The sequence below is a fragment of the Priestia sp. D51 genome (assembly GCF_053345675.1).
Map to the genome: position 1 here is coordinate 60,386 of NZ_JBLTIR010000010.1, position 21,842 is coordinate 82,227.

Annotated in this window: 24 protein-coding genes and 1 pseudogene; 6 read left to right on the plus strand and 19 right to left on the minus strand. The window is 35.3% G+C overall.

Translation table 11 applies throughout. The features are described 5' to 3' along the window. The first annotated feature begins 97 nt into the window (after nucleotides 1–97). Nucleotides 98–1,678 (plus strand): acyl-CoA synthetase MbcS, encoded by a 1,581-nt coding sequence (gene mbcS / locus ACNHOZ_RS25240; protein WP_372780664.1) that lies wholly within the window; start codon nucleotides 98–100, stop codon nucleotides 1,676–1,678. A 47-nt stretch (nucleotides 1,679–1,725) separates the two neighbouring features. Here mbcS and ACNHOZ_RS25245 read toward each other — a convergent pair whose 3' ends face one another. Beyond that, nucleotides 1,726–2,688, minus strand: a complete 963-nt coding sequence (locus ACNHOZ_RS25245; RefSeq protein ID WP_367047172.1) for a VanW family protein — start codon at nucleotides 2,686–2,688, stop codon at nucleotides 1,726–1,728. A 386-nt stretch (nucleotides 2,689–3,074) separates the two neighbouring features. Between ACNHOZ_RS25245 and ACNHOZ_RS25250 the strand changes: the two genes are divergently transcribed. Further along, nucleotides 3,075–3,533 (plus strand): MarR family winged helix-turn-helix transcriptional regulator, encoded by a 459-nt coding sequence (locus ACNHOZ_RS25250; protein ID WP_013057155.1) that lies wholly within the window; start codon nucleotides 3,075–3,077, stop codon nucleotides 3,531–3,533. Nucleotides 3,534–3,568: 35 nt separating this feature from the next. Here the strand turns inward: ACNHOZ_RS25250 and ACNHOZ_RS25255 are convergent, their stop codons facing one another. Next, a complete protein-coding gene (locus tag ACNHOZ_RS25255) occupies nucleotides 3,569–5,080 on the minus strand; it encodes a class I adenylate-forming enzyme family protein (protein ID WP_255900999.1) in 1,512 nt (503 codons plus the stop codon). Between the two features lie 411 nt (nucleotides 5,081–5,491). On the opposite strand from ACNHOZ_RS25255, the gene ACNHOZ_RS25260 reads away from it, so the two are divergent. After that, nucleotides 5,492–6,136 carry an SDR family oxidoreductase gene (locus ACNHOZ_RS25260; RefSeq protein ID WP_255900997.1) on the plus strand — a complete coding sequence of 215 codons (645 nt, stop codon included), beginning with the start codon at nucleotides 5,492–5,494 and terminating at the stop codon, nucleotides 6,134–6,136. A gap of 34 nt (nucleotides 6,137–6,170) precedes the next feature. Here ACNHOZ_RS25260 and ACNHOZ_RS25265 read toward each other — a convergent pair whose 3' ends face one another. From ACNHOZ_RS25265 to ACNHOZ_RS25320, 12 genes are all read right to left on the minus strand, one after another. Next, on the minus strand, nucleotides 6,171–6,791 hold the full coding sequence (locus tag ACNHOZ_RS25265) for an NUDIX hydrolase (protein ID WP_048020811.1): 621 nt from the start codon (nucleotides 6,789–6,791) through the stop codon (nucleotides 6,171–6,173). A gap of 176 nt (nucleotides 6,792–6,967) precedes the next feature. Beyond that, a complete protein-coding gene (locus ACNHOZ_RS25270) occupies nucleotides 6,968–7,243 on the minus strand; it encodes a hypothetical protein (protein WP_048020814.1) in 276 nt (91 codons plus the stop codon). 120 nt (nucleotides 7,244–7,363) lie between these two features. Then, the gene (gene fabZ, locus ACNHOZ_RS25275; protein WP_255900992.1) at nucleotides 7,364–7,789 is read right to left on the minus strand and encodes a 3-hydroxyacyl-ACP dehydratase FabZ; all 426 of its coding nucleotides are present in this window, start codon (nucleotides 7,787–7,789) and stop codon (nucleotides 7,364–7,366) included. 18 nt (nucleotides 7,790–7,807) lie between these two features. Next, nucleotides 7,808–8,614, minus strand: a complete 807-nt coding sequence (locus ACNHOZ_RS25280; RefSeq protein WP_255900990.1) for a cobalamin-binding protein — start codon at nucleotides 8,612–8,614, stop codon at nucleotides 7,808–7,810. A 101-nt stretch (nucleotides 8,615–8,715) separates the two neighbouring features. Next, entirely contained in the window at nucleotides 8,716–8,994 is a 279-nt protein-coding gene (locus tag ACNHOZ_RS25285; RefSeq protein WP_048020820.1) for a hypothetical protein, read from the minus strand. Nucleotides 8,995–9,009: 15 nt separating this feature from the next. Then, nucleotides 9,010–9,195 (minus strand): hypothetical protein, encoded by a 186-nt coding sequence (locus ACNHOZ_RS25290; protein WP_255900987.1) that lies wholly within the window; start codon nucleotides 9,193–9,195, stop codon nucleotides 9,010–9,012. 133 nt (nucleotides 9,196–9,328) lie between these two features. Next, a complete protein-coding gene (locus ACNHOZ_RS25295; RefSeq protein ID WP_013057146.1) occupies nucleotides 9,329–9,544 on the minus strand; it encodes a DUF378 domain-containing protein in 216 nt (71 codons plus the stop codon). A gap of 133 nt (nucleotides 9,545–9,677) precedes the next feature. Next, a complete protein-coding gene (locus ACNHOZ_RS25300; protein WP_014459993.1) occupies nucleotides 9,678–10,151 on the minus strand; it encodes a DinB family protein in 474 nt (157 codons plus the stop codon). A gap of 431 nt (nucleotides 10,152–10,582) precedes the next feature. After that, nucleotides 10,583–11,398 carry a protein-glutamine gamma-glutamyltransferase gene (locus ACNHOZ_RS25305; protein WP_255900984.1) on the minus strand — a complete coding sequence of 272 codons (816 nt, stop codon included), beginning with the start codon at nucleotides 11,396–11,398 and terminating at the stop codon, nucleotides 10,583–10,585. Between the two features lie 128 nt (nucleotides 11,399–11,526). Beyond that, a complete protein-coding gene (locus ACNHOZ_RS25310) occupies nucleotides 11,527–11,856 on the minus strand; it encodes a hypothetical protein (protein WP_155017265.1) in 330 nt (109 codons plus the stop codon). A gap of 94 nt (nucleotides 11,857–11,950) precedes the next feature. Next, complete coding sequence (locus ACNHOZ_RS25315) at nucleotides 11,951–12,160, minus strand: hypothetical protein (RefSeq protein ID WP_098626521.1); 210 nt, start codon at nucleotides 12,158–12,160, stop codon at nucleotides 11,951–11,953. 345 nt (nucleotides 12,161–12,505) lie between these two features. After that, nucleotides 12,506–12,919, minus strand: coding sequence for a hypothetical protein (locus ACNHOZ_RS25320; protein ID WP_255900977.1), 414 nt, complete (start codon nucleotides 12,917–12,919; stop codon nucleotides 12,506–12,508). 828 nt (nucleotides 12,920–13,747) lie between these two features. Here ACNHOZ_RS25320 and ACNHOZ_RS25325 point away from each other — a divergent pair. The 3 genes from ACNHOZ_RS25325 (at nucleotide 13,748) to ACNHOZ_RS25335 (ending at nucleotide 15,140) form a co-directional block, all read left to right on the plus strand. Further along, nucleotides 13,748–13,972, plus strand: coding sequence for a hypothetical protein (locus tag ACNHOZ_RS25325; protein WP_230683503.1), 225 nt, complete (start codon nucleotides 13,748–13,750; stop codon nucleotides 13,970–13,972). A 155-nt stretch (nucleotides 13,973–14,127) separates the two neighbouring features. Beyond that, nucleotides 14,128–14,628, plus strand: a complete 501-nt coding sequence (locus ACNHOZ_RS25330; RefSeq protein ID WP_255900975.1) for a hypothetical protein — start codon at nucleotides 14,128–14,130, stop codon at nucleotides 14,626–14,628. A 47-nt stretch (nucleotides 14,629–14,675) separates the two neighbouring features. Continuing rightward, entirely contained in the window at nucleotides 14,676–15,140 is a 465-nt protein-coding gene (locus ACNHOZ_RS25335; protein ID WP_255900973.1) for a hypothetical protein, read from the plus strand. 87 nt (nucleotides 15,141–15,227) lie between these two features. On the opposite strand, the gene ACNHOZ_RS25340 is transcribed toward ACNHOZ_RS25335, so the two are convergent. The 5 genes and pseudogenes from ACNHOZ_RS25340 to ACNHOZ_RS25360 all read right to left on the minus strand — a co-directional run bounded on the left by ACNHOZ_RS25340 (nucleotide 15,228) and on the right by ACNHOZ_RS25360 (nucleotide 21,814). After that, nucleotides 15,228–17,732, minus strand: coding sequence for an FtsX-like permease family protein (locus tag ACNHOZ_RS25340; protein ID WP_255900970.1), 2,505 nt, complete (start codon nucleotides 17,730–17,732; stop codon nucleotides 15,228–15,230). Continuing rightward, nucleotides 17,729–18,496: an ABC transporter ATP-binding protein gene (locus ACNHOZ_RS25345; protein ID WP_255900968.1), complete on the minus strand. Its 768-nt coding sequence runs from the start codon at nucleotides 18,494–18,496 to the stop codon at nucleotides 17,729–17,731. The genes ACNHOZ_RS25340 and ACNHOZ_RS25345 overlap by 4 nt, the downstream gene beginning before the upstream one ends. Before the next feature lie 240 nt (nucleotides 18,497–18,736). Continuing rightward, a pseudogene (locus ACNHOZ_RS25350) lies at nucleotides 18,737–19,012 on the minus strand (FtsW/RodA/SpoVE family cell cycle protein); the annotation flags it as partial. Nucleotides 19,013–19,290: 278 nt separating this feature from the next. Next, nucleotides 19,291–20,475, minus strand: a complete 1,185-nt coding sequence (locus ACNHOZ_RS25355; protein ID WP_221833299.1) for a hypothetical protein — start codon at nucleotides 20,473–20,475, stop codon at nucleotides 19,291–19,293. Between the two features lie 778 nt (nucleotides 20,476–21,253). Next, nucleotides 21,254–21,814: a nitroreductase family protein gene (locus ACNHOZ_RS25360; protein WP_221833301.1), complete on the minus strand. Its 561-nt coding sequence runs from the start codon at nucleotides 21,812–21,814 to the stop codon at nucleotides 21,254–21,256. Nucleotides 21,815–21,842 lie beyond the last annotated feature (28 nt).

A 21,842-nucleotide genomic window follows, 5' to 3' on the forward strand; every position in this document is an offset into this window, starting at 1 on the left:
AACCCAAAACAAATTAGTAGCAAGTACTAATAGTTAGTAATATAATAATAGTAATGATAAAAAATCATTGATATCTATAATATAAGGAGTCGTTTTTATGATTCAACTAAAAGATTTAGTTCCAAGTGAACATTACAACTTAACAGAGGAAATTGAAAAACATGCATCCAATCAGCTTGCGCTAAAGTGGCAGGACGCTGACGGTGTGCGTGAGGAAATTACATATAACCAGCTGTTAGCAAAAGCAAATAAGGTGGCAAACGGGCTAACGGAGCTAGGATTAACAAAAGGCGATCACGTGTTGGTTATCGCACCTCGCCTTATTGAATCGTATGCTATTTACTTAGCATGTTTAAAAGCAGGTATTATTGTAATTCCTTCTTCAGAACTATTACGCGCAAAAGATATCCAATATCGTTTACATCACGCTGAAGCAAAAGCGATTATTTCTTACCATCCTTTCTGCAATGAGATCGATAAGATTGAAAACTTCCCTACTTCTCTACAACATAAAATTACATTTGGTGCTGATGTTACGTCGTGGACGCGCTTAGAGTCACTTACAGCGGATGCATCAGAACAGTTCCAAGCAGCTAAAACAACTAAGGATGATACGGCATTCCTTCCTTATACATCTGGTACAACAGGACAGCCAAAAGGCGTTGTTCATACTCATGGATGGGCTTATGCTCACCTTCGTATCGCTGCTGCTGAATGGTTAGATATTAAAAAAGGCGATACGGTCTGGGCAACAGCAGGTCCTGGTTGGCAAAAATGGATTTGGACTCCGTTTTTATCTGTACTTGGACAAGGTGCAACAGGCATTATCTATAACGGACGTTTTGAACCTAAAAAGTTTTTAGAAATTTTACAGGATGAAAAAGTAAATGTACTGTGCTGCACGCCAACAGAGTATCGCTTTATGGCTAAAATTGATGAGCTTGAACGTTTTGACCTGTCTCACCTTCACAGCGCTGTATCTGCAGGAGAACCGCTAAACGAAGAAGTTATTAATGTGTTTAAAAAATATTTTAACATCCAAGTACGTGATGGATACGGCCAAACGGAGAATACCCTTTTGATTGGTACCTTAAAAGGTGTAAAAACGAAGATTGGTTCGATGGGTAAACCGATGCTTGAAGGGTTTGTAGAAATCATTAATGAAGACGGCGAACCTTGTGAGCCTGGAGAAGTTGGAGACATTGCCGTTCGTAGAGACCTCCCTTCTCTTTTCAAGCACTACTACAAAGATATGGAGCGCACTGAGAAAACGTATAAAGGAAACTACTATTTAACAGGTGACCGCGCTTCTAAAGATGAAGAGAACTATTACTGGTTCCAAGGACGCGGAGATGATATCATTATCAGTTCCGGCTATACAATTGGGCCGTTTGAAGTTGAAGATGCATTAATTAAGCATCCAGCTGTTAAAGAATGTGCCGTTGTAGCTAGCCCAGATGCTGATCGCGGCCATGTAGTAAAAGCGTATGTGGTTCTTGTTGATCATGTAAAAACAACAGATGCAGGGTTTATTAAAGAGCTGCAAAATCACGTAAAAACTCTAACTGCACCTTATAAGTATCCTCGCGTAATTGAATTTATTGATGAATTGCCAAAAACTAATTCAGGTAAAATTCGACGTGTGGAACTTCGTGAACGCGAGCAACAACAAGCATAATAAATAAATGAAAAAAAGACGTATCTGTGAGGATACGTCTTTTTTTATTAGATAGAACGCTGTGAAGTACGAACATCTACCGTTAAAACACCGGTATTTACATTTGCATATGCTTTAATGATGACAGGATAATCTTTGTTGTTTGTGAACTTAAAATCAGGTCCTCCCCACGATACGGTCGCATCTCTTCCCGCAGGTACATAACCTACATGTTTTGAATGGTGAGACCTAGCTGTCACTTGAAGACCAGCGCCGTCAATCGCATTAAATAACGTAGAAGATGTTTGACAAATACCTCCGCCAATTCCCATCACCAGCTGTTTATTGATAATTTCAGGAGCAGGCTGATAGCCTCTTTCTGCTGTGCGCTCCCCAACTGTTTGATTATAAGAAAATGAATCTCCTGGTCCTAACACAACGTTATTAATTGCTTCTGCTGATAGCTGAACATTTCTGTTTCTGCTTGTATCACTTGGACGAAAACGTGTAGAATACGAAGCTAATGATACATCAGCGATTCCCTGAGCAGATGCTGCCGTTACATTTGGAGCGGTTTCGTAAATCGGAACCTTTACCTCCAGTTGTTTCGTATTTAAGTTCTGCAGATTTTTAACAAGTTCTGCTTCTTTTAAGATGATTTGCTTGGACCCGCCAGTCAACGATCCATTTTCATCTATTTTTATGTTTTGCATAGGTGTATCAATCCCTTTTGCCAGCTCAGACGCTAACTGTTTAATTTCTTGATCATATACACCTTTATCCTTGTAATGAACCGGCTTGAATTCTTTCATTACTTCTCCTGTACGGGAATCTTTTAACTGATACGTCAGTTCTTCGACTTTAAGGACTGGCTTTTTCTTTTTCTCAGCCTTTTTTTCTGGTTTTTTAGCCGCTTGTTTTTGTTCTATCGCAGCTGTTTGCTTTGCAGAATGATTTGTATACATACCGTACGCAATAAACGCACTAACAATTGTCGCGCCAAGCAAAAGCGCCCCTAAGACTTTCTTCATGTAATTGAATCCCCCCATATCTCGGCTTTACCTCAATATGTTTTTTCTATAAAAATATGTATACATTCATTTTATACAAACACCGTCTAAAAGACGATACGTCAAAGTGAATAATCACCATTTTTTATATTTTTTTCTTTGTTCAACACATGAGATAAAGCGGATTGATGTTCATAGACCCCATTTTCCAGAAAACATATGTTGTATACGTTTCCTAATATTACTATTCTTATATATAATAGCACGAAAACAAGGATTTTTTAACGAATTATGGTAATTATTTTTAAATTTTTCTGACAATTTTCGCGGTGTTGTTCATTTTTCTATGGCCATTATACATGGTATAATGGTAAAAATGGAATTTGTTTTATGAGGAGGATTTACGCTTGACTGAACGTTATAGCAAAGAAGAGATTAGTCATCAGCTAGAAAGTATAGATCATGTAAAAGAAGCTCTTTTAAAATATAAAAACACCGTAATCGGTGAGAAATATGATTTGCTTCCCTACCATTTAACTTCAACAAAAGAGGCAATCTTAAAGACTATTCACGATAAAAAAAGCTGTATTGTTAGCGATATCACAAAAGTACTTGGGCTCTCACCCGGTGCTATCACCATTGTATTAAATCAATTAGAAGATGATGAGCTTGTGAATCGTATTTATAAAAAGCAAAACCGCCGAAGCGTGTGGGTAGAGCTGACAGAAAAAGGCGAAAAAGTTGTCGAAATATTGCAAGCTACTCGTGTCGATTTTTGGTCAGATTTACTTTCACACTTATCAGAAGAAGAAAGAGATCAATACTTTCACATTATGAAAAAAATATCTCAAAAATTACAGCAATAAATAATAAAAAAGCGGCTATAAAGGCCGCTTTTTTATTATGCGTGTGCTAAGGCTTGTTTTTTCACTTCGTTTTTTAACACTTTTCCTACGCTGTTTTTAGGAAGTGATGAAACAAATACAACAGTTGGCACTTTATATGGTGCTAATCGTTCTTTACAGAAGTTCACTACATCTTCTTCAGTTAGAGCTGACTCTGCTTGTTTAACAACAAATGCATATGGAACTTCGCCGTACACCTCATCAGGCATGCCGACAACTGTCGCTTCTAACACGCCATCTGCTGCTAAGACAACTTCTTCTACTTGATCTGGGTAGATGTTATCTCCTCCATACACAATTACATCTTTATAGCGTCCTTCAATATAAAGAAATCCGTCTTCGTCTAATCGCCCTGCATCGCCCATCGCTAACCAGCCGTCTTGTAAGACAGCGTTTGTTGCTTCTTCGTTTTGCCAGTAGCCTTTGAACAGATAAGGGCTTCGCACGAGTACTTCACCTTTTTCTCCAGTTGGTACTTCTTGACGTGTCTCTGGATCTACAATTTTAACTTCTACATGGGGAGCAGGTTTTCCAGCAGAGCTTACTTTCTTCCATCCCATTTGAGGGTGCCATGAACTGATAATCCAAGCCTCTGTGCTTCCGTATCCTTGAGCTAAAATCATACCGTTACGATCATATTGTTCGATTAAAGACTCAGATACTTTTGTGCCGCCTGACACCGCAAGTTTTAGAGGGAAATCATAGTGATCTCCTTTTTCAAGCTCTTCTACGATGTATTTTAATGCTGGTGGTAGTGCAAACAGCATTTTAATGTTTTCTTTTTCGATTACCTCAATTACTTTAGCTGGATCTGTTTCTTCAGAACATACCATTGTGTTTCCTGTGTTAATGCACATAAATAAAATGCTCATCGAACTCATGTGGAAGAATGGATGAACAAATAAATAGCGCATGCTTTTATCAATATTTGCACGTTCTTCCTGTCCGCCAGAGTTTAAAAAGGCACTTATCGATCCGTGTGCAATCATACATCCTTTTGATTTACCTGTTGTACCTGATGTAAACATCATTAATGCTAAATCTTCAGGAAGTACTTCAGGAAGTGCTTCTGGTGTATTTGTATTGTACGCTGAGAATTGAGTTGTAAATTCTTTTGCATCCTCAATTTTTAACGTAAAGCTAAGTCCATCCGTTTGTTCCGCTTTTTCTAATACAGACGTAAATTCATTGTGGTGGATAATCGCTTTTAACTGTCCGCTCGTAATAATGCTGTCAAGTTCATAAGGTGTCATGCTTTTACTTAATGGAACAACGACTGCTCCTACTTGTAAAATCCCCATTGTAACGACTGGGTAAGCAATGCTTGTATGAGCTAAAATACCAATACGATCTCCTTTTTGAATGCCTTTCTCTAAGAAGTAATGAGACAATTGATTTACTTTTCCATGAAATTCATTAAATGTATAACGTTCATTATGTTCAACTAGTGCTTCATGTTGAGGAGAAATCTCTGCACGTTCTGCGACTAAGTATTGTAATGTGTTCATTTTATCCTCTCCTTTGTCTGCTCGGACTAAATATTTCGTTCATGAATATTTTAATGACTAAAACATAATAACAAAAAATTTTTCCGAAGTAAAAGTTTAAAATTATCAAAATGTGTTTATATAGGTTGTATCGGGAAATGTTAAAAGAGATACTGTTTTTAAGAAGTGTTGTATTACCAAGGGTTTGAGAAAATTTCACAAAATTTAAATAGTTCAGACACTGGGTTTAACGAACTATTTTTTTCCTTTTTTTGTTTGTAAATTAGTTTTTATTTCTTGTTTTTCATTTTTTTAATATATTTTCTTACTTTCCCCTTATTCACCGGATTTTGAGCTCATTTATTGAATGAAAACGATGAATATGAAACAATAATATATAAGCATTTGGATTTGAAAGGAGCAAATTTAGACATGAAAGTTCTTGTAATTGGTGCGAATGGTCAAGTAGGCCAACATATTGTAAACATTTTGAATGAAAGTGATGTACACACTGTACGTGCGATGGTTCGTAAAGAAGAACAAGCAAAAGAACTTGAAGCCAGAGGTGTAGAAACGACTTTTGCAAGCTTAGAAGGCACTGTGCATGAAATTAAGGAAGTGATGAAAGGCTGTGACGCCGTTATCTTTAGCGCAGGATCAGGCGGCAGCACAGGTCATGATAAGACACTTTTAATTGATTTAGATGGAGCAGTAAAAGCGATGGAAGCTGCAGAAGATTTAGGAATTAAACGATTTGTGATGGTAAGCGCCCTTCAAGCACATCACCGTGAAAACTGGAATACTTCACTAATTCCTTACTATGTAGCCAAACATTATGCAGATAAAATCTTAGAAGCAAGCGGATTAACATATACAATTGTTCGTCCAGGCGGATTGTTAAACGAACCAGGAACAGGACGTGTAGATGCCGGTGAGAACAAAGAGCGCGGATCCATTCCTCGTGAAGATGTCGCGCGTGTGGTAGTAGAAACGTTAAGTGAAGATCATACATTCGGACGTTCTTTTGATTTAGTTTCAGGTGATACACCTATCACAGAAGCTATTCAATCTATTTAATATAAAAAAGCAGCGAATGCGTATTCGCTGCTTTTTATTTATCATTTAATACATGTATTAAATGATAAATTACTTTTGCTGTCAGTCCCCATATGACTCGATCTTCATAGTAATAAAAATGTTCTTCCATCTCTCTTGTTTGCCAATTATAATTTTCACCACCAATAATCGCGTCATAAGGAAAATTATGTTCGGGTTCTACTCTGAAATTAATATTGTGTATATCAGGTTCGGTACGCTGAAAAAAAGAAAGAGGCACGGTAAATACTTCTGCTACTTCCGAAGGATTCGGTCGAAGTTCAAGCGACTCATCAATGAAACCTACATAAGGATAAATGATTGTTCCGAATTGAGAAACAATATAATCTAAAGCTTGTACGTGCTGAATAGATTGGGGTGTAATCCCTAACTCTTCAGAGGTTTCACGGATAGCCGTTTCTTTTTCATCTACATCCGTCTTTTCAACACGCCCTCCTGGAAAACAAATTTCTCCGGGCTGTCTACGTAAATCGAGCGCTCTTACTTCAAATAAGACTTGTAGTTCCCCTTGTTTTTCAATAAGCGGAACAAGAATGCCGAAGCGGGAGAACTGCTCCATCCCAAGGATTGTCGGCATCCGGTTTTCTAACTTAGCTATAATGCGGGATGCATCCATACGTCCACTTCCTTTCACAAAATGAATTATCAAAAGAATAGCGAGTTATAAGCTGCGATGTCAACTAACCTGCAAAAGAAAGCTGTTATCTTTATTATATGAAGAGATGTATTGAATTGACACTACAATTGATAAAAATATATAACATAAATATAAATAAAAACAGATAGCACCGGCTACCTGTCTTTTTGTCTTGTTTTTAACAAACCATAAATAAGTAAAAAGAATGCCACCACACTGATAAGCAATCCTCCTACTTGCTTATCAGTGAGTCCAAAACGAAGCTGAAGCCAAAAGATAACCAAGCAAATCAAAATGACGCTGGTAGCTAAATAAAAGTAAATGCTGTAGAAAAACGGATTCGTTCTTTTCCGTTTGTAGACAAGTAGTGAGATGCCTATATACGTACCCAATAGTGTGAGTAATACAACAATTTCCGTTAGTGTTCTCACCGCATTCTCCCCTCTCCCTTTTTTCTTCTATACCCCGTTTCTTCTTTCATCAAAAGGAAGTTTGACTAAGGTATTTACAAAAAACCGCCTTATGCCATAAGGCGGTTTCCTTCAATACGCTTATACATCAAGAGCAAAGGTAATGACCGCTTCACAAGCTAATTCGCTGTCTACAAATGCTTTTCCTTTTCCTTTTACAATCTTTCCGCGCTGTTTAAGAATCTCAAATTCTAAGCGTAGTGTATCTCCTGGCCTTACTTGACGCTTAAAGCGACATTCATCTATTCCTGCTAAAAAAGCAAGTCTTCCTTTTTGGTGGTCATCCGTAGCCATGGCAAATCCGCCGAGCTGAGCAAGAGCCTCCACAATAAGTACACCAGGCATTACCATGTAGTCCGGGAAGTGACCTTGAAAAAAAGGTTCATTTGCTGTTACTTGTTTGATTCCTACAGCAAGCTTTCCTTCTTCTTGCTCTAAGATGCGATCAACAAGTGAAAAAGGATAGCGGTGTTGAAGGGTATGTTTTATTTGTTCAATATCTTTCATATGTATCGCTCCTTTTTCTTATAATAAAGGGTCCTTACCGTCAAATGCAGGAAACGTATCTGGATGAAGAAGCGGCGCGAGTTTTTTTAACCCTAACAGCAATCGAGGTGAAGGACGACAATACAGCCATTCTTCTAGTACATATACACGATGTTCTTTTATGGCCGGCATGTCAGACCAGTTCGGTCTCTTGTGTAAAATCGTTGGATTTACTTTGTTTGTCTGTACGCCTACCCAAGCCAAACACACGTGATGTGGATTTCGTTGGAGCACTTCTTCCCAATCACTCTGTACATTTGCTTCTTTGTGATCAGCAAATATATTTTCTCCTCCCGCTAACTCACTAATTTCAGTCAGCCAGTTTGCTTTGCCAGGAGTAAAGACAGGTTTTGGCCACCATTCCCAGTATACAGTGGCTTTTTCGTCAATTTGATTTGCAATCCCTTTATATGTAGAAAGAAACTGATCATAACGCTTTAACAGTTCAGCTGCTTTTGTTTCAATGTTTAATCGCTGACCTAAATCCTGTAGATTTTGACGGATATCTTCTAGCGAATTAGGATTATATACGACGTAAGGAAGCTTTCGTTTTTTTAGTTCTTCAATATTTCGCTCCATTCCAGGAACGCTTAGTGATGCTAGGACTAAATCTGGTTTAGCTTCTTCCACCGCATCCATATTAATAGATAAATCGGGACCTAAACGCGGCAGACTCTGAATAGACTGCGGCCAATCGGAATAATCATCAATTGCTACGAGCAAATGCTCACATTTTAAATACGCTATTAGTTCTGTATTGCTTGGACAAAGCGAAACAATTCGCATATTTCCCCTCCTGCATCCATTTCTTTTTTTTCTATTATACAATAGATTTCCATATAAAAAGCAGAGACTTTCACTGAAGTCTCTGCTTTTGGTGCTCTTTCTTATCCACCCATCGCACGATAAAAGAAATAAAAGAAACCCAAACAGCCTAGTGAACTAATGCTTGTAGTTAAAATACCGATTGAAAGCAGCACCTGTCCGTCTCTTTTTTGTTTGTATCGCAGCATATAATAAAAAGCTAAAAGGGTGCCAATAAGTAAATAAATAGCCCATATGTAAGGTAGATTCTTTAGTTGAAAGATGTATCCTTGATTAAATAATAAACAGTAAATAAAAAAAAGATTTACGATAAAAAAGATAGGAAGTACACTTTTATTCATCTATTAAACCCTCTTCTATTCTTTATTTTCTGCTATAGTTATCTTGTTTTGATTTCTCAGTTCATCCCGTATTTCACGTAAATATTGATTTCTCTCTTTCATTCGCTGTAACACTATAACAATAACAGCTATCATACCAGCAATGATTCCTATATAAAGAACTCCAAACACTAAGATAGGTACTACACCCCAAAGCTCCATCTCATCCCTCCTACTTTTTGGTTATTACCTTATTTTACCGTATTTTGTAAAGATGTCACGTCTTTTATCCATGAAAAAGGGAGTTTGAATATACATTCAAACTCCCTAAAGAGATAATAAAAAATAATATTTATTATAGCGCTTTGCTTTTGACACTTGCTCCCGTTCCGAAGAACTTATCAAAAATTTGATAAAGAGCAGACAGGCCAACTAACCAATAAATCGTTGTTACTAACCAATCCCAAGAGCCAAATAGCTCTTCTACTACATTCACGCCTAATGCTACAGCTAACCAATTTAAACCGCCTAAAATCACAAGAAGAGTCGTTAAACCTGAAAGAAATTTCACGTTGTCACCTCCTTGCGAACTGCATTAGGAAAAGCAGCTCATGTTACATCTTATGCGCTGTATAGATCAGTATATGCATAGGCGCTATGTAAAATAGTTATAAAGAATATGTGATTTATTCTTTTTTATTTCCTTATTGTGCAGCTGCTGCTTTCCCAATTTGCTTAATCGTTTCTACATGCATCGCTTCGTGATAGAAACTGAATAAAAACGTTTCGCCAACTGTTGTAAAGTTGATACCCGCTTTATTTGTAAAAGGTGTGATTAACTGCTTATCAAACTGCCCCGGCATGAACTCTTTAATACGATGTGCTTGGTCTTTCAACACATTCGCAATTTCTTCAAGAGATGGAGCAGCCTCCGTCCAATCGGCAGGTTTTGTTCCTGCGCCGAAAAAGCTTTCATAACTCTCTGGCGTTTGCATCGGTTCACCAGCTAAGCCAAACACAAGTTTTTCTTGAATAAAGGCAATGTGTCCGAGATTCCAGCGGATATTGTTATTGAATCCTTTTGGTGTGATGTCCGCTACCTCTTCTGTTGTTTTTTCGAGGATACTAATCGTAATCCCTCTTACAACGTCCATATGTTTTAAAATCATGTTTTCCATCGTCTAATCTCTCCTTACGTTGTCGTATTAGATAAACTATTCAATGTCTATTGTGCACAAATTAATCTTTAAATGCCACTCATAACATTTAAAGATTAAAATAAAAGAAAATTCAAAAGAAAATCCCCCTATATAAAAACTAGGGGGATGTTTTAAGCAGAAGACTTTAAATTTGAGACAGGTCCTTTGTTTGGCTTCGGTTTTAGCTGACCAAGCTTATTTTTCAGATAATCTTTTAATGCGCCGCGTTTTCTCTTGCGTCTTTTATCACGATTTTTAATAGTAATCTCCTCCTTTCCTTTTAGTTTTAAGACCTGTGTATTAAATGGATTCTTCTTTTATACATAAAATCCTTTTGAATTCTCAAATTTACCTTCATGTAATTCTTTCCTTTTTACAAAAAAAGACCAAAGTATCAAAACTTTGATCATTCAAGCTACATACGTAATCGATCCAATAGTGGAAATAATAGCGCTGTTTCTGTCATACCAAACAACAGGTTCGTATCTAACCGCCAAATAACTGAGGTGAGCGGTGTGAAGCCTGACAATTTCATCTGACAGGTAAGCTGATTGCTTTGCGTTGTCTTTTCTCTTTAAATTTAACACTTCAATAATTCTTTCCCGCGTCGTAATTCCAATTCCATGACCAAAATATAGAGTTTCATCTAATACAATGGTGTTTTCACCTTTCCACTGGGGAGTATTAGGGTTATAATCAGGGTTTTTAAAATACGCACAGTCTCCGGGCAAGTAGTCAGATCCTTTATAACCATGGAGCTCAAGATCTTCATCGTATTGCCAATCGTGTAAGTAAAGATCAGCAAAAAGCCTGTTAAAGTTTGCTTTTCCAATATTATTTAATACAGCTTTGTAAAAGATGATGATAACAGCCGTCGCGCACTCAAACGCGTATTCGTGTCCGTTGTAAAAAATATCATCGATGGCCTGATGAGGAGAAACGGTAGGCAGTAGCTGAAACCCTCCGTTATCGGTTCGTTTCCAATACTTTTCGTTGCACCTAGAACGGGCGAATGTAGCAAACCTAGCGCCGCTTTTGCGCAGCAACACAGACGATTCAATAATTTGTAATTTAACAGATACATCAAAATCAAGCTGGTCAAATGTAGCATACTCATACACTTCCCTATAGGCATCCATTTGTTTTAAAATGTCTGCTTTTTCTTTTGTTAACGAACTATTATTTAAATCGCTTATTTTCACAATTTGTTGATTAACTTTAATCATAGACGTTCTCTCCTTTACAGAAAATGATATCAATCACCTTCTCTAACAGGATATTGATAAAAATTTTTTTTGTGTATCTTCATTTATTTAAAATCGTGAAGATTAGGGAAAACGATGAAAAAAGTAAGTTAACCGCTAATTTTTTCATTTGTTCCTTTTTGTCCTTTTGTCACCTTTTTAAATATAAAGCGAGCAACTAACACGTACAGTGGTAACACAATAATGACGGCAATAACATTTAAAATCCAAGGTATTGTCCCCATAAAAACGTTTGAAGATGCTTTATCATACCAGCTCACAATAATTATTAAAAAGACAACACTGGATATAAAAGTACTTACATATCCCTTCTTATAGTTTGTACTTCTCACAGCAACAACAAAGCCAATTACCAATGAAATGCCTGCTGAAATTAAGACAAAAATCAAAAATAAATTTGCTACCTTTTGAACGTCCATTACTTCCCTCTTTCTTATAAGATTTTCACTCTAGAATTTTCGTTGCGTCACTTATAAAAAAAGTAAATTTAAGTACTTTAAACTTCTAAAACAATTAACGCCTTTTTCTAGATACAATTCCTACAGTATTTTGATTAACCGCTTCATTTTGTTTTTGATCAAAAGTTACTATTAAATTGTATATAAAAATTAACAAACCACACCCAACCATAATCCAACGCATACTTCCTTGGAATGCAGAATTAAAAATGTTTGCTAAAGCTATTATAAGTCCTGTTGACATGTTAAGATAATTCCAAAACAAGCAAATCGCCCCTCCTTAACCATTGCTTCTTCTTTTCTTAGGTCTTAATATAAATTCGTAGATGAACCAATAAATTAGAGGAAATAAAACGATAACGAGAAACCCGTTTTCAGCCGGTATATATTTGTAGATTAATAGCATAATAATTGCAAACACAAGGTAAGCTATCCAAAACCCTTTATCTCTTTTACGCATACTTACCACCTCTCTCTGAACTGAAATAGCATCCTAACGTCTAACGTATTTTCTATATACACAACCAAATCCTTTCTTAAAAGTACGTTATTAGCGAACGCCATGCCAAGATAAGCCTAATTTTTAAGTCTAGGCCTATCTTGGTACTACCTATTTAGCAAGAAATACTTCTTCATTCACATTTTCAAAAAACGACTTCAACCTAGAAAAGTCCTCCTTGTTTCCCCGTGTAGAGAAAACTTCTTGATCATCATGAACAACAACCATCGTAAGAGTTGATTTGAAAATTGTAAGGATTTGCTTTCCTGTTTTTATTTCCCTGATTTTATTAAATGGGATATGTAATACAATAGGCAGCTTAGAGAAAACTTCTCCGTAAAAAAGTAGGCTTTTTTCTGTATAAGCTAAAACACCTCGAATAGGTACAGAATTTCCATTTGGTACACCTACAAGTCCCGAAAATCCACTTTCACATTCATAGTAAGTTAAAATAGATTCTCTAATTTCTTCGTCGCTATCTACCCTTTCTTTAAACTCTTTAGTTGCTCTCTCTTTTAAACTCATACTATCCCCCCTATAGAAATTACTTCTGTTTAACGTACACCTAACTAAATTTTATAATAATTACACTTTTTTGTAAATTTTAGGTACCTTCCACCTAATTAATCTTTCTAGTTAAAATAATTCATACAAAAAAGTGCGTGGATATTTAAATATCCACGCACTTTTTGTTAATCCCCTCAAACTCCAAAAACTTTATAGGAAAGATACGTTTTTTGGAGCTACAGGAGGTTTACTAACCGCGTAATCTTTCTCAATTTTTATTTTACTTGTTTTTCTAAATATGTTTTAATTATACACTAGTAACATCTTAATTGAATGCGTAAGAACTCTATCAGTTAAACTTGGTTTATTTGTGTAACTACGCTCTTATAATTAAGAGAAAGGAAAATGCTAATGGCCTTCGTAAAAAAAATAAACATCTCGTCCGAAGCTAAATCAATGGGTATGGACTTCTATGTACCTTTTTTTATTGTTTTAATTGCAATACTTTATACGTGCTTTTCCCCTGATCTAGAAAGTCTTCAATATATATCAAGAATAATAGAATTTGTTGTATGTCCTATAGCCACTTGGTGGTCCATATACTTATTTTTAGATCACTCTTTTGATAAAGATAAAACAGCTGAGTTAACACCTAACTCCCCGATACCTGTTTTGTCTTACGGCCTGATTAGAGTGACATATTTCTTTCTTATTTTTCTAGCGGCATTTTTTGTACTACTAATTTCTATTACATTAAGGTACCCTTATCCTTACATATCATTATTTAATTTAACTATTATTTATGTTCCTCAAACTGTGTTGTACTGTTACTTAGGATTTTTCCTTATGGTATTATCACGAAACATTGCTATTCCGCTATTTATTTTATTAACATATATAGCGGTCAAGTATTGGACGACTAGGGACATTCCGGTATATAACGTAATGTCATTCTCTATAGATATGCAGTTGTATCCACGGATTATCCTATTAGCTGTAAAGAATATTGCATTAGCTCTTGCTTTAGCGATTGCAGGACATTTCATTTTGGTCAGACGAAAGAAGATATAAATATTAGTATATACTAAAAAAGCTGAGCTCCTCTCTACACTAGATCTCAGCTTTTTTATTTCTCTTTGGGCTTCTTCTTGTTTTGTACTTTTGCTAAATGGATTATTTTAACTATTTATATTAAGATTAAAGAAATTAATAAAATGGGGGTTTGTATGAAAAAGTTATATTCTGCATTACTCGCAGCTCTACTGTCAGCAAGTATACTAACGGCTTGTTCAGCAATGAACGTAAACGGTAAAAAAGACGGAGAATTTTATTCGAGTGAAGATGAAGCCTTTGAAAATGCCAAAAAAGAGTCTACAGGAATACAAGATATTATCGGTGAAAGCAAATATGTAGATAACGAAAAGATTGTTATCTATACAATTAAAGAAAAATCGAATGTAGGTATAGGAACAGCTACATTAACTCAAAAGGATCAAAAAATCCGTTGGTATTTTAATGGGAATCCAGCTATTATTAAACAATCAAAGGGAACTACAGATATCACTAGTGAAATAACGACTCCAAAAGGTGTAAAGTACGATTTTTATGCCGGTACCCCAACAAAATCAAATATGACAATTGAAACCCGTACCGATACTGAAGCAGTCCCTCATATTGATAAAGAATATGATATTTATTATTACCTCTCCCCTGTTCCAAGCAATTAAGCAGCAATTTTTTTATTAGTCGCAACTAACTAAGGGGGACATTATATATGAAAGAGTTTATAAAATTATCTCTGTTTACGTTTATTATCGTTGGATTATCAGGGTGTATAGGCGAAGAATATGACTTCTCTCCCCCTACGGTTACATTATCGGCCAATGATGTTTTGGATGTTGAACTGAAAGAAACTAATGTAGATTGGCGCGGTGAAGAGGGAAAACAGTACAGAAAGGAAACAAATACAAGGAATGGTATAAATAGAGCTAAAAAGCAGCAACAGCTAGCTGTAGCCCCTGAAACACCAGGAAATTTAAGGTTTGACAGCGAAGATTTTCTTGTTAATGACATTAGTTCTTATACAATAAGCACTAGTAATGCGAAGCAAGATATTAGAATAAACGAACAAGATAGAACTTTTACGTTCCCAAAGAAAAAAGGGAATTATGTTTATGTGCTAGAACTTCAAACTGATAGAGGCTACGCACAATATGTAGGGAACGTTGTTGTTAAATAAATAACATAGAAAGTAATAAACCCCAACCTCTACAAAGAGATTGGGGTTTATTACTATTATAGTATTCTACTATACCTACATGAGAGGTCACTTATTGTCATTAGTAAGCTCTATAGAAAGATCTTGTCCAGATATTTTTCGACTTACGTATGAGAATAAAAAAGTGCTAACTACAAGCATTGATACTACTACAGAAAGAATTGTTTTATAATCTATAACAAACTTCCCTGGATCCATTAATAGCAGAATTAATGTTATTAAAAGTCCCATTACAATTCCATATATTACTCCAATCGTAATATATAAATTCACTTGTGAAAGAATGACTTTACGAATGGATTTTGGCGTCATGCCCATCGCGCGTAAAACAGCAAATTCTTTTCGTTTTGAATAAATATTATTTGCCAATGAATTAAATACTCCTAACATGGTAGAAATAACCAATGTGGAAATAACAACTATAAAAATTCCCCAACGCTGATAAAACATTTCGTTTGTCTCTTTAAAAGATTGATCATAGCTGCTTACCTTTAATTCGGGATACTGGCTTTTTAAGCCCTCAATTTCTTTTACAGCGGCCTTTACATTCTTTGAATCCACATATAATCGATAGAACTCTAAACCTTCAAAGTTGTTCTTTAAGTCTAAAAATGCTTGGTTATGGTCAAGAAGGTGGTCAGGTGTAGCGGATATTACATAATCGCCTTTAGGTATTATTTGTTCCGTTATATAAAATCCGTTTTGATTTTGTGCGTATAATCCTAAATGTATTGTCTGTCCTAATTTTAAGTTATTCTTTTCAGCAAACTTTTTTGAAAGTACAATCTTGTTATTTGAAGTTGTTTTTTTACTGTAAGGAAACTGTTCTAACAGACCTTGTTGTTGTAACCTTTTAATATCGACTACCGAGTAATTAATACCTGTGTTTTTTTCTGACGTTAGAAGTCGAGCTGTACTTTGAGAACTAATATTACTAACACTCTTTACATTAGGTAACTCTTCTACCTTTTTAATCAGTTCTTCCGTATCTATCTTTAAATTGTCAGAACGAGCTTCCACAATAATCGGCATTACATATTCTTTTTTTAAGTAGGTTAGTCCATTATTTTGAATGGTTCTAAATGTAATTGACCCAAATACAGTAATGACCATTAATCCGCATATTATTAAGATAATCATTGTATTTTTTCTAACTTGAGGAATTAGATTTTTAACGGAAATATAAAATTCTTTCCCAAATAGTTTTTTTCCATATGGTAAAAACCACTTTAATCCTTTAGTCACTAGGATAGGAAAGATTAGTATAAAGGCAAACAAGACTAAAATAACTGTAATTAGTAACATCCCAGGTCCGTATGTGCCTCTTGTAGGAAATACCTGGCTTCCTATAACTAAAAATAAGGACATTGCTATTAGTACCTTGAAAATTACTATTCTTGTCTTGGAAAAACCATAGTTAATTTTCTCGTTCTTCTGCATTGTTTTTAGTGGCAATACTTTTGTACTTCGATAAGCTGGAATGAGTAAAAAGAATTGAATAATAACAAACATTACAACTGTAATGATAACGGCAGTACCTACGTTAAAATCAGATGGAGAGGAAGCTATTTTCGACACTTTTCCTAACCAGCTGTATAAGTACCTTTGACTGCAAAAGGTTAGCAAAAACCCGACACCTGTACCTACGGTGTTTATAACGGTGCTTTGAAGTGTGATAATCTCTCTAATCTGTTTAGCAGTGGCTCCTATCGACCGCATAATGGCGAACTGATTTCTCATTTTGTAAAGCAAAAGCTCAAAGTTTGAAATGAGAATAAGAGACGTGATGATTAATACCAATGCCGATAAAACCATAATAAATGTATGTAAGGATTGTAAATTATTTTGCACGCCTGCATCTTGTTCAGCTATATCAATACGTAAGTCCTTGTTATATGATTTAATATGATTGGCCAACTTTAAGGCGCTCTCGTTTTTTTGTGCCTTTATTAATAAATAAGTCGCTTCTGCGCTGCTTTTTTCTTTTGTTTGAATATAGCGTTTTACATTCTTTTGATTAAGTATCAGCATATCCGGTGCTACTCCAGTAGCGGATAAATCATTTACGGTTTCCGCTAATGTGTATGTTCTGTTTTCAATAAGGACTTTATCTCCAGTTTTTATGTCTAAATCTTGGGCTAAGCTCTTATTCATTGCCACAGAGCTACTATTTAGAGGTTTGGAAAAGTGATATCGACTTTTAGCTAAGTAATCATTTTCAACACCTACTGTATAGATAGAGGCATGTAGTTGATTTAGGTTTAAATGAGCAATAGATACTTTTGATACCTTATCTACCATTTTATCCTGGTGAATTTCTTCAACTAAAGTTGATGTCAAAATTTTGCCTTGATTCATATCAAACCCTACGGACAAATCCATCGCACCGTAAGTTTGTTTTAATTGACTTTTTAATGTGTCCTGCGCATTAAAAGAGAATAAAACCATACTAAGTACAAGCATGGTAGAAATAGCTATACTTACAATAGACGAAAACACAATGAATTTATTGGACTTAAATAAACGAAAAGCTAAACCTCGTCGTGTTTTCATATCTTAAGACTCTCGGCTTTTGTAATCAGCTTAAACTTCTCTAGTATATGATCCAAATCACTATTTCCACTACAGATATACGTATCGACAATAGAGCCATCATGAAAGAATAGAACGCGATCTGCATAAGTAGCTACATTAGGGTCGTGAGTAACAAGAAGTATGCTTTGGCTAAGTTCGTTTTTTGTGGTTACCAGTGTGTCTAGTATGCCTTCGGAAGTATTAAAATCAAGGTTACCTGTAGGTTCATCTGCCAGAATAATAGGTGGGTCAGTTATAATAGCCCTTCCTATAGCTACGCGCTGCTGTTGTCCACCTGATAGTTGTACAGGACGGTGTTTTTTCCAAGCTGTTAAGCCCAAGAGCTCGACAACGTTATTTACTTTTAAATCAATTACATCCGATGTAAGTCCCTTTAAAACAAGCGGCAGAGCTATGTTTTCTTCTACAGATAAATCCTTTAATAAGTGGAATGATTGAAAGATAAATCCAATATTATCTCTTCTGTACGCTGAAGCTTGAGGTTCTTGGAACATATCTTTTGAAAACATTCCTTTTAATTTAATTGTTCCACTAGTTGGTTCATCCAGTGCTCCTAAAATGTTCAGCAGTGTGCTTTTTCCTGAACCACTTGTTCCCATAACAGCAACCATTTCACCTACCCTTAACTGAAAGGATATATTATTTAGTGCAGTAACTTCATAACCCTCTCCTTTATAAACTTTAGTTAAATTTTTCACCTCTAAAATATGTTTATTTTTCACGCCTTCACCTCGAAGTAAGTTTTTTTCTGTAGTAACAAAGATAGTTAACTCTTATATCGCCTCTCCTTTTGTAAATTTCTACTATATCTAGTACGTTTCAAAACAGGAATAGTTTTACATTTTAAAGAAAATAGGTAAAAAAGTTTTAATTATTTATAAGAAACACAACAAGATATCGTCTCTTTAGTTCGCTTTTAGTATAAAAAAGATAGTGGTATGAAGTAAGCCGCTATCTTCTAATCAGACACTTTTCAATTGAGTTGGTTCTGTACCAGTTTGTTTGTACTTATTTTTAAACTTGTCCAACATAGAGATTTCGGGAAGTACACCAGTTGTAAACAATAGCAAAGTAATTGAGGAAAAACCGTAACTGACAAAAGGAAGTGTTACTCCGGTGATTGGTAAGATTCCTGACACTGCACTAAGATTAACAAATGTTTGGATGCCAATCATAGTAGAGATACCAATAGCTAGTAACAAATAAAAAAGATACGAGCATCTCTTAGCTATTAGTAATCCTGCAAAAAGATAATGAAAAGGAGTTTTTCATACTTCTCGAGAAGAACAAAGTTTAGTAAAGATGACACAAAAGCACAGTATGAAGATATATTAGATGCCTGTATTAATCGTTTTTAAAGAATACGAAAACAGACAAAACAAGCTGCGCATTTAAAATGCCAGCTTGTTTTGTTTTTTAGGGTATAAGATATTTATAAAAAATTGGGGATAAGAACGGTCATCCTTACTACTATTTTGTTCCTGATTGTAAATTTATTCCTAGTCATTATAAAAAGTTAAATAAATATATCTTTAATCTTAAAAATGTATTCATCCGGTAATTTGTCAGCTCTCCTTGAAATCTCTGCTCTCTGGCTCTTTCTCCCGTTAATAACAACTGAATTTTTTTTTATATTTATGCTTCCGAAGCTATACGGGCACCAAAATAAATTAATATCATCTATTTTTGTAGTTTTAACAACGTTAGAATTAAGGTCCGTAACACGCAGTTTAAATGGAGCATTTGTAAGATGAGATTTGGGCACTGTATAAATGACCTCGGCTAAATACTTACCATTTTGTTTCGAGAAGTATGTGAGCTCAATGTCGGTGCCTTCTTCTTTTATTTTTTCAATAACAGATTCTATTTTATGCTCTTCTAAGTGATCAAACTTCGTAATGCTTCTTAATGCTGAAACTATACTATTAAACATCATATTTGATTTAGTTTCGTTGTCACTCGCCATATATTTTTTAGTATCTATTATCGAAAATGCATCTTTTATCCGGTGATTCGGGGCAAACTCTTGTTTTGCTTCCACTAGTGTATCCGCTAAATGTATAAAGATGTGACTATAACCCGGCAGCATCACTTCTGCTTTCCTTAGCAGGTTGCTGAAAACTTCGGTGTAGATAAAAGAGTGGTTTGGTTCTGTTTCTTCGATAGGAGCAGAAATACTAATCGTTGTTAATGGCTTTGTTAGCGGTTTTGGATTAGTCAAAGACCTTTTCATTGAAAGGTCAGCTAGTTTAGCCCAGTTACTTTGAGCTGTTTGCTTTTGCTTCTTGAAGTATGCCTTTAGCTCCTCGAGTGTACGCGGTGCATCTTTTATCGATTGTTGAAACTCTAATAGAAGTTTATCTTCACTAATGTCGAGTTCTGACTTTAGTTTTATAGTTTTAACTAGCACAATAGCCTCTTCAACTCTATGTAGACCTGTTAAGAAATCCTCTATATTAAGATTTTTGTTATTGATAAAATTTCCAGGCAACTCAATTTCGGCTATATTTTCATAGAGAACACGTAATTTGTACTTCTTCTTAGAGGTAGGATTGTTTATAAAACGGATTAAAATACACTCAAACGTGCTTCCGTGAAACTCTCCTATTAAATGTTCATTTAAAAAAGTATCTAATAATTGCAAAGAAAAGTTATTTTCTTCTTTCGTTTTAAAATCCTTATACTCAATCAAAAATCTCATTGGAATCACCTTGGAATATACAGTATATTTTTACTATACATTATATTTAAAAAAGCAGTCAATGCAAAGCATACAGCCAGTAAAGGACAGCTTTATATAGGATCAAGCAAACTTCACTTCTAGATAGAGGTTATTCACCTGCAACACATTGAGATAGAATTGAACTATGATTCCGTTCCATATATTAAGATATTAAAAAGTTATACAATAACTTTGAAGAAAAAAAGCAGCGGTTACTTAGCTTGGAATTTTAAATTTTATTGACACTCCTCCCCTTTTCACCCCGTTAAAAATAGCCCCTACCTAAGTCTAGGCAAGAGCTATTTTTAAATTACGACGACAGAGATACAGGTTAGTCACTCGGGAGAATAAGATGTTATGAACTGTTTTATCGGTTCCTAACCATTATCTTTTCTACTATTCAATTTTATAAATAAGTTATGGGACGAATATCAGAGCTCCTAAAATCATGTAAGCAAAGGGAAATGATAACATAATGGCACATAAAATTATTCCCCTTACCCAAAGAGACTACCTCCATCTATTGCTTCTGTAAAGGAATTAACTATCAGTAAAGCGTTAATTACAAAGTAAACAAAAGAAAAATATCTAAGGTATCTTATCTTTCTCTTTTGTTGTTTTATCATAAATAATCATTTGATATTCCCGTTAAGTTCCCTTCTGCCACTTCTTAAAAACAATAAAAAAGACAGCTCACAATTGTATAAGTGACTGCCCCTTTTTACTTTAATATTTATAGAAACACAGGAAGAACCTTTTAACGATACCAAATCGTTTTATCTTGATATGGAATACGTTTTGATGAAGCTTCTTTATTAGGGTGTCCGACGTAAATTAAGCCTAAGAGCTTATCGTCTTCTTCTAGAGATAAAAAGTCATTCAGTTCTGACTGATAGACAATATCACCCGTTCTCCAAATTGTAGCCAAACCTTGTTCTTCCGCTACTAATAGCATATTTTGTATGCTTGCCGCTACGGCAGAGATTTCTTCAATTTCAGGCACTTTTCCTGAAGGACTTACTGCTACAGCAATAATGACAGGAGCACGAAGCGGGCCTTTTTTAGCTTTTGTTGTTTTTTTCAACGCTTCTTCCTCACTTAAGTGAGCAGTTTTTTGCTTCATAATACGTTCCATTTCGTCTCCTAAACGAACGCGTGAATCCCCCGTAAACACTCGGAATTTCCAAGGCTCTGTCTTTTTATGGTTAGGAGCCCAAGTGCCTGCTTCTAACATAAGGTTGATAGCATTTTCTGATACGTCTTTATCTTGCATAGCCCCAATCGTTCTTCTGGCTTTAATAATATCTAATACACTCATGCTTTCTGTCTCCTTTTCTACATTCAAT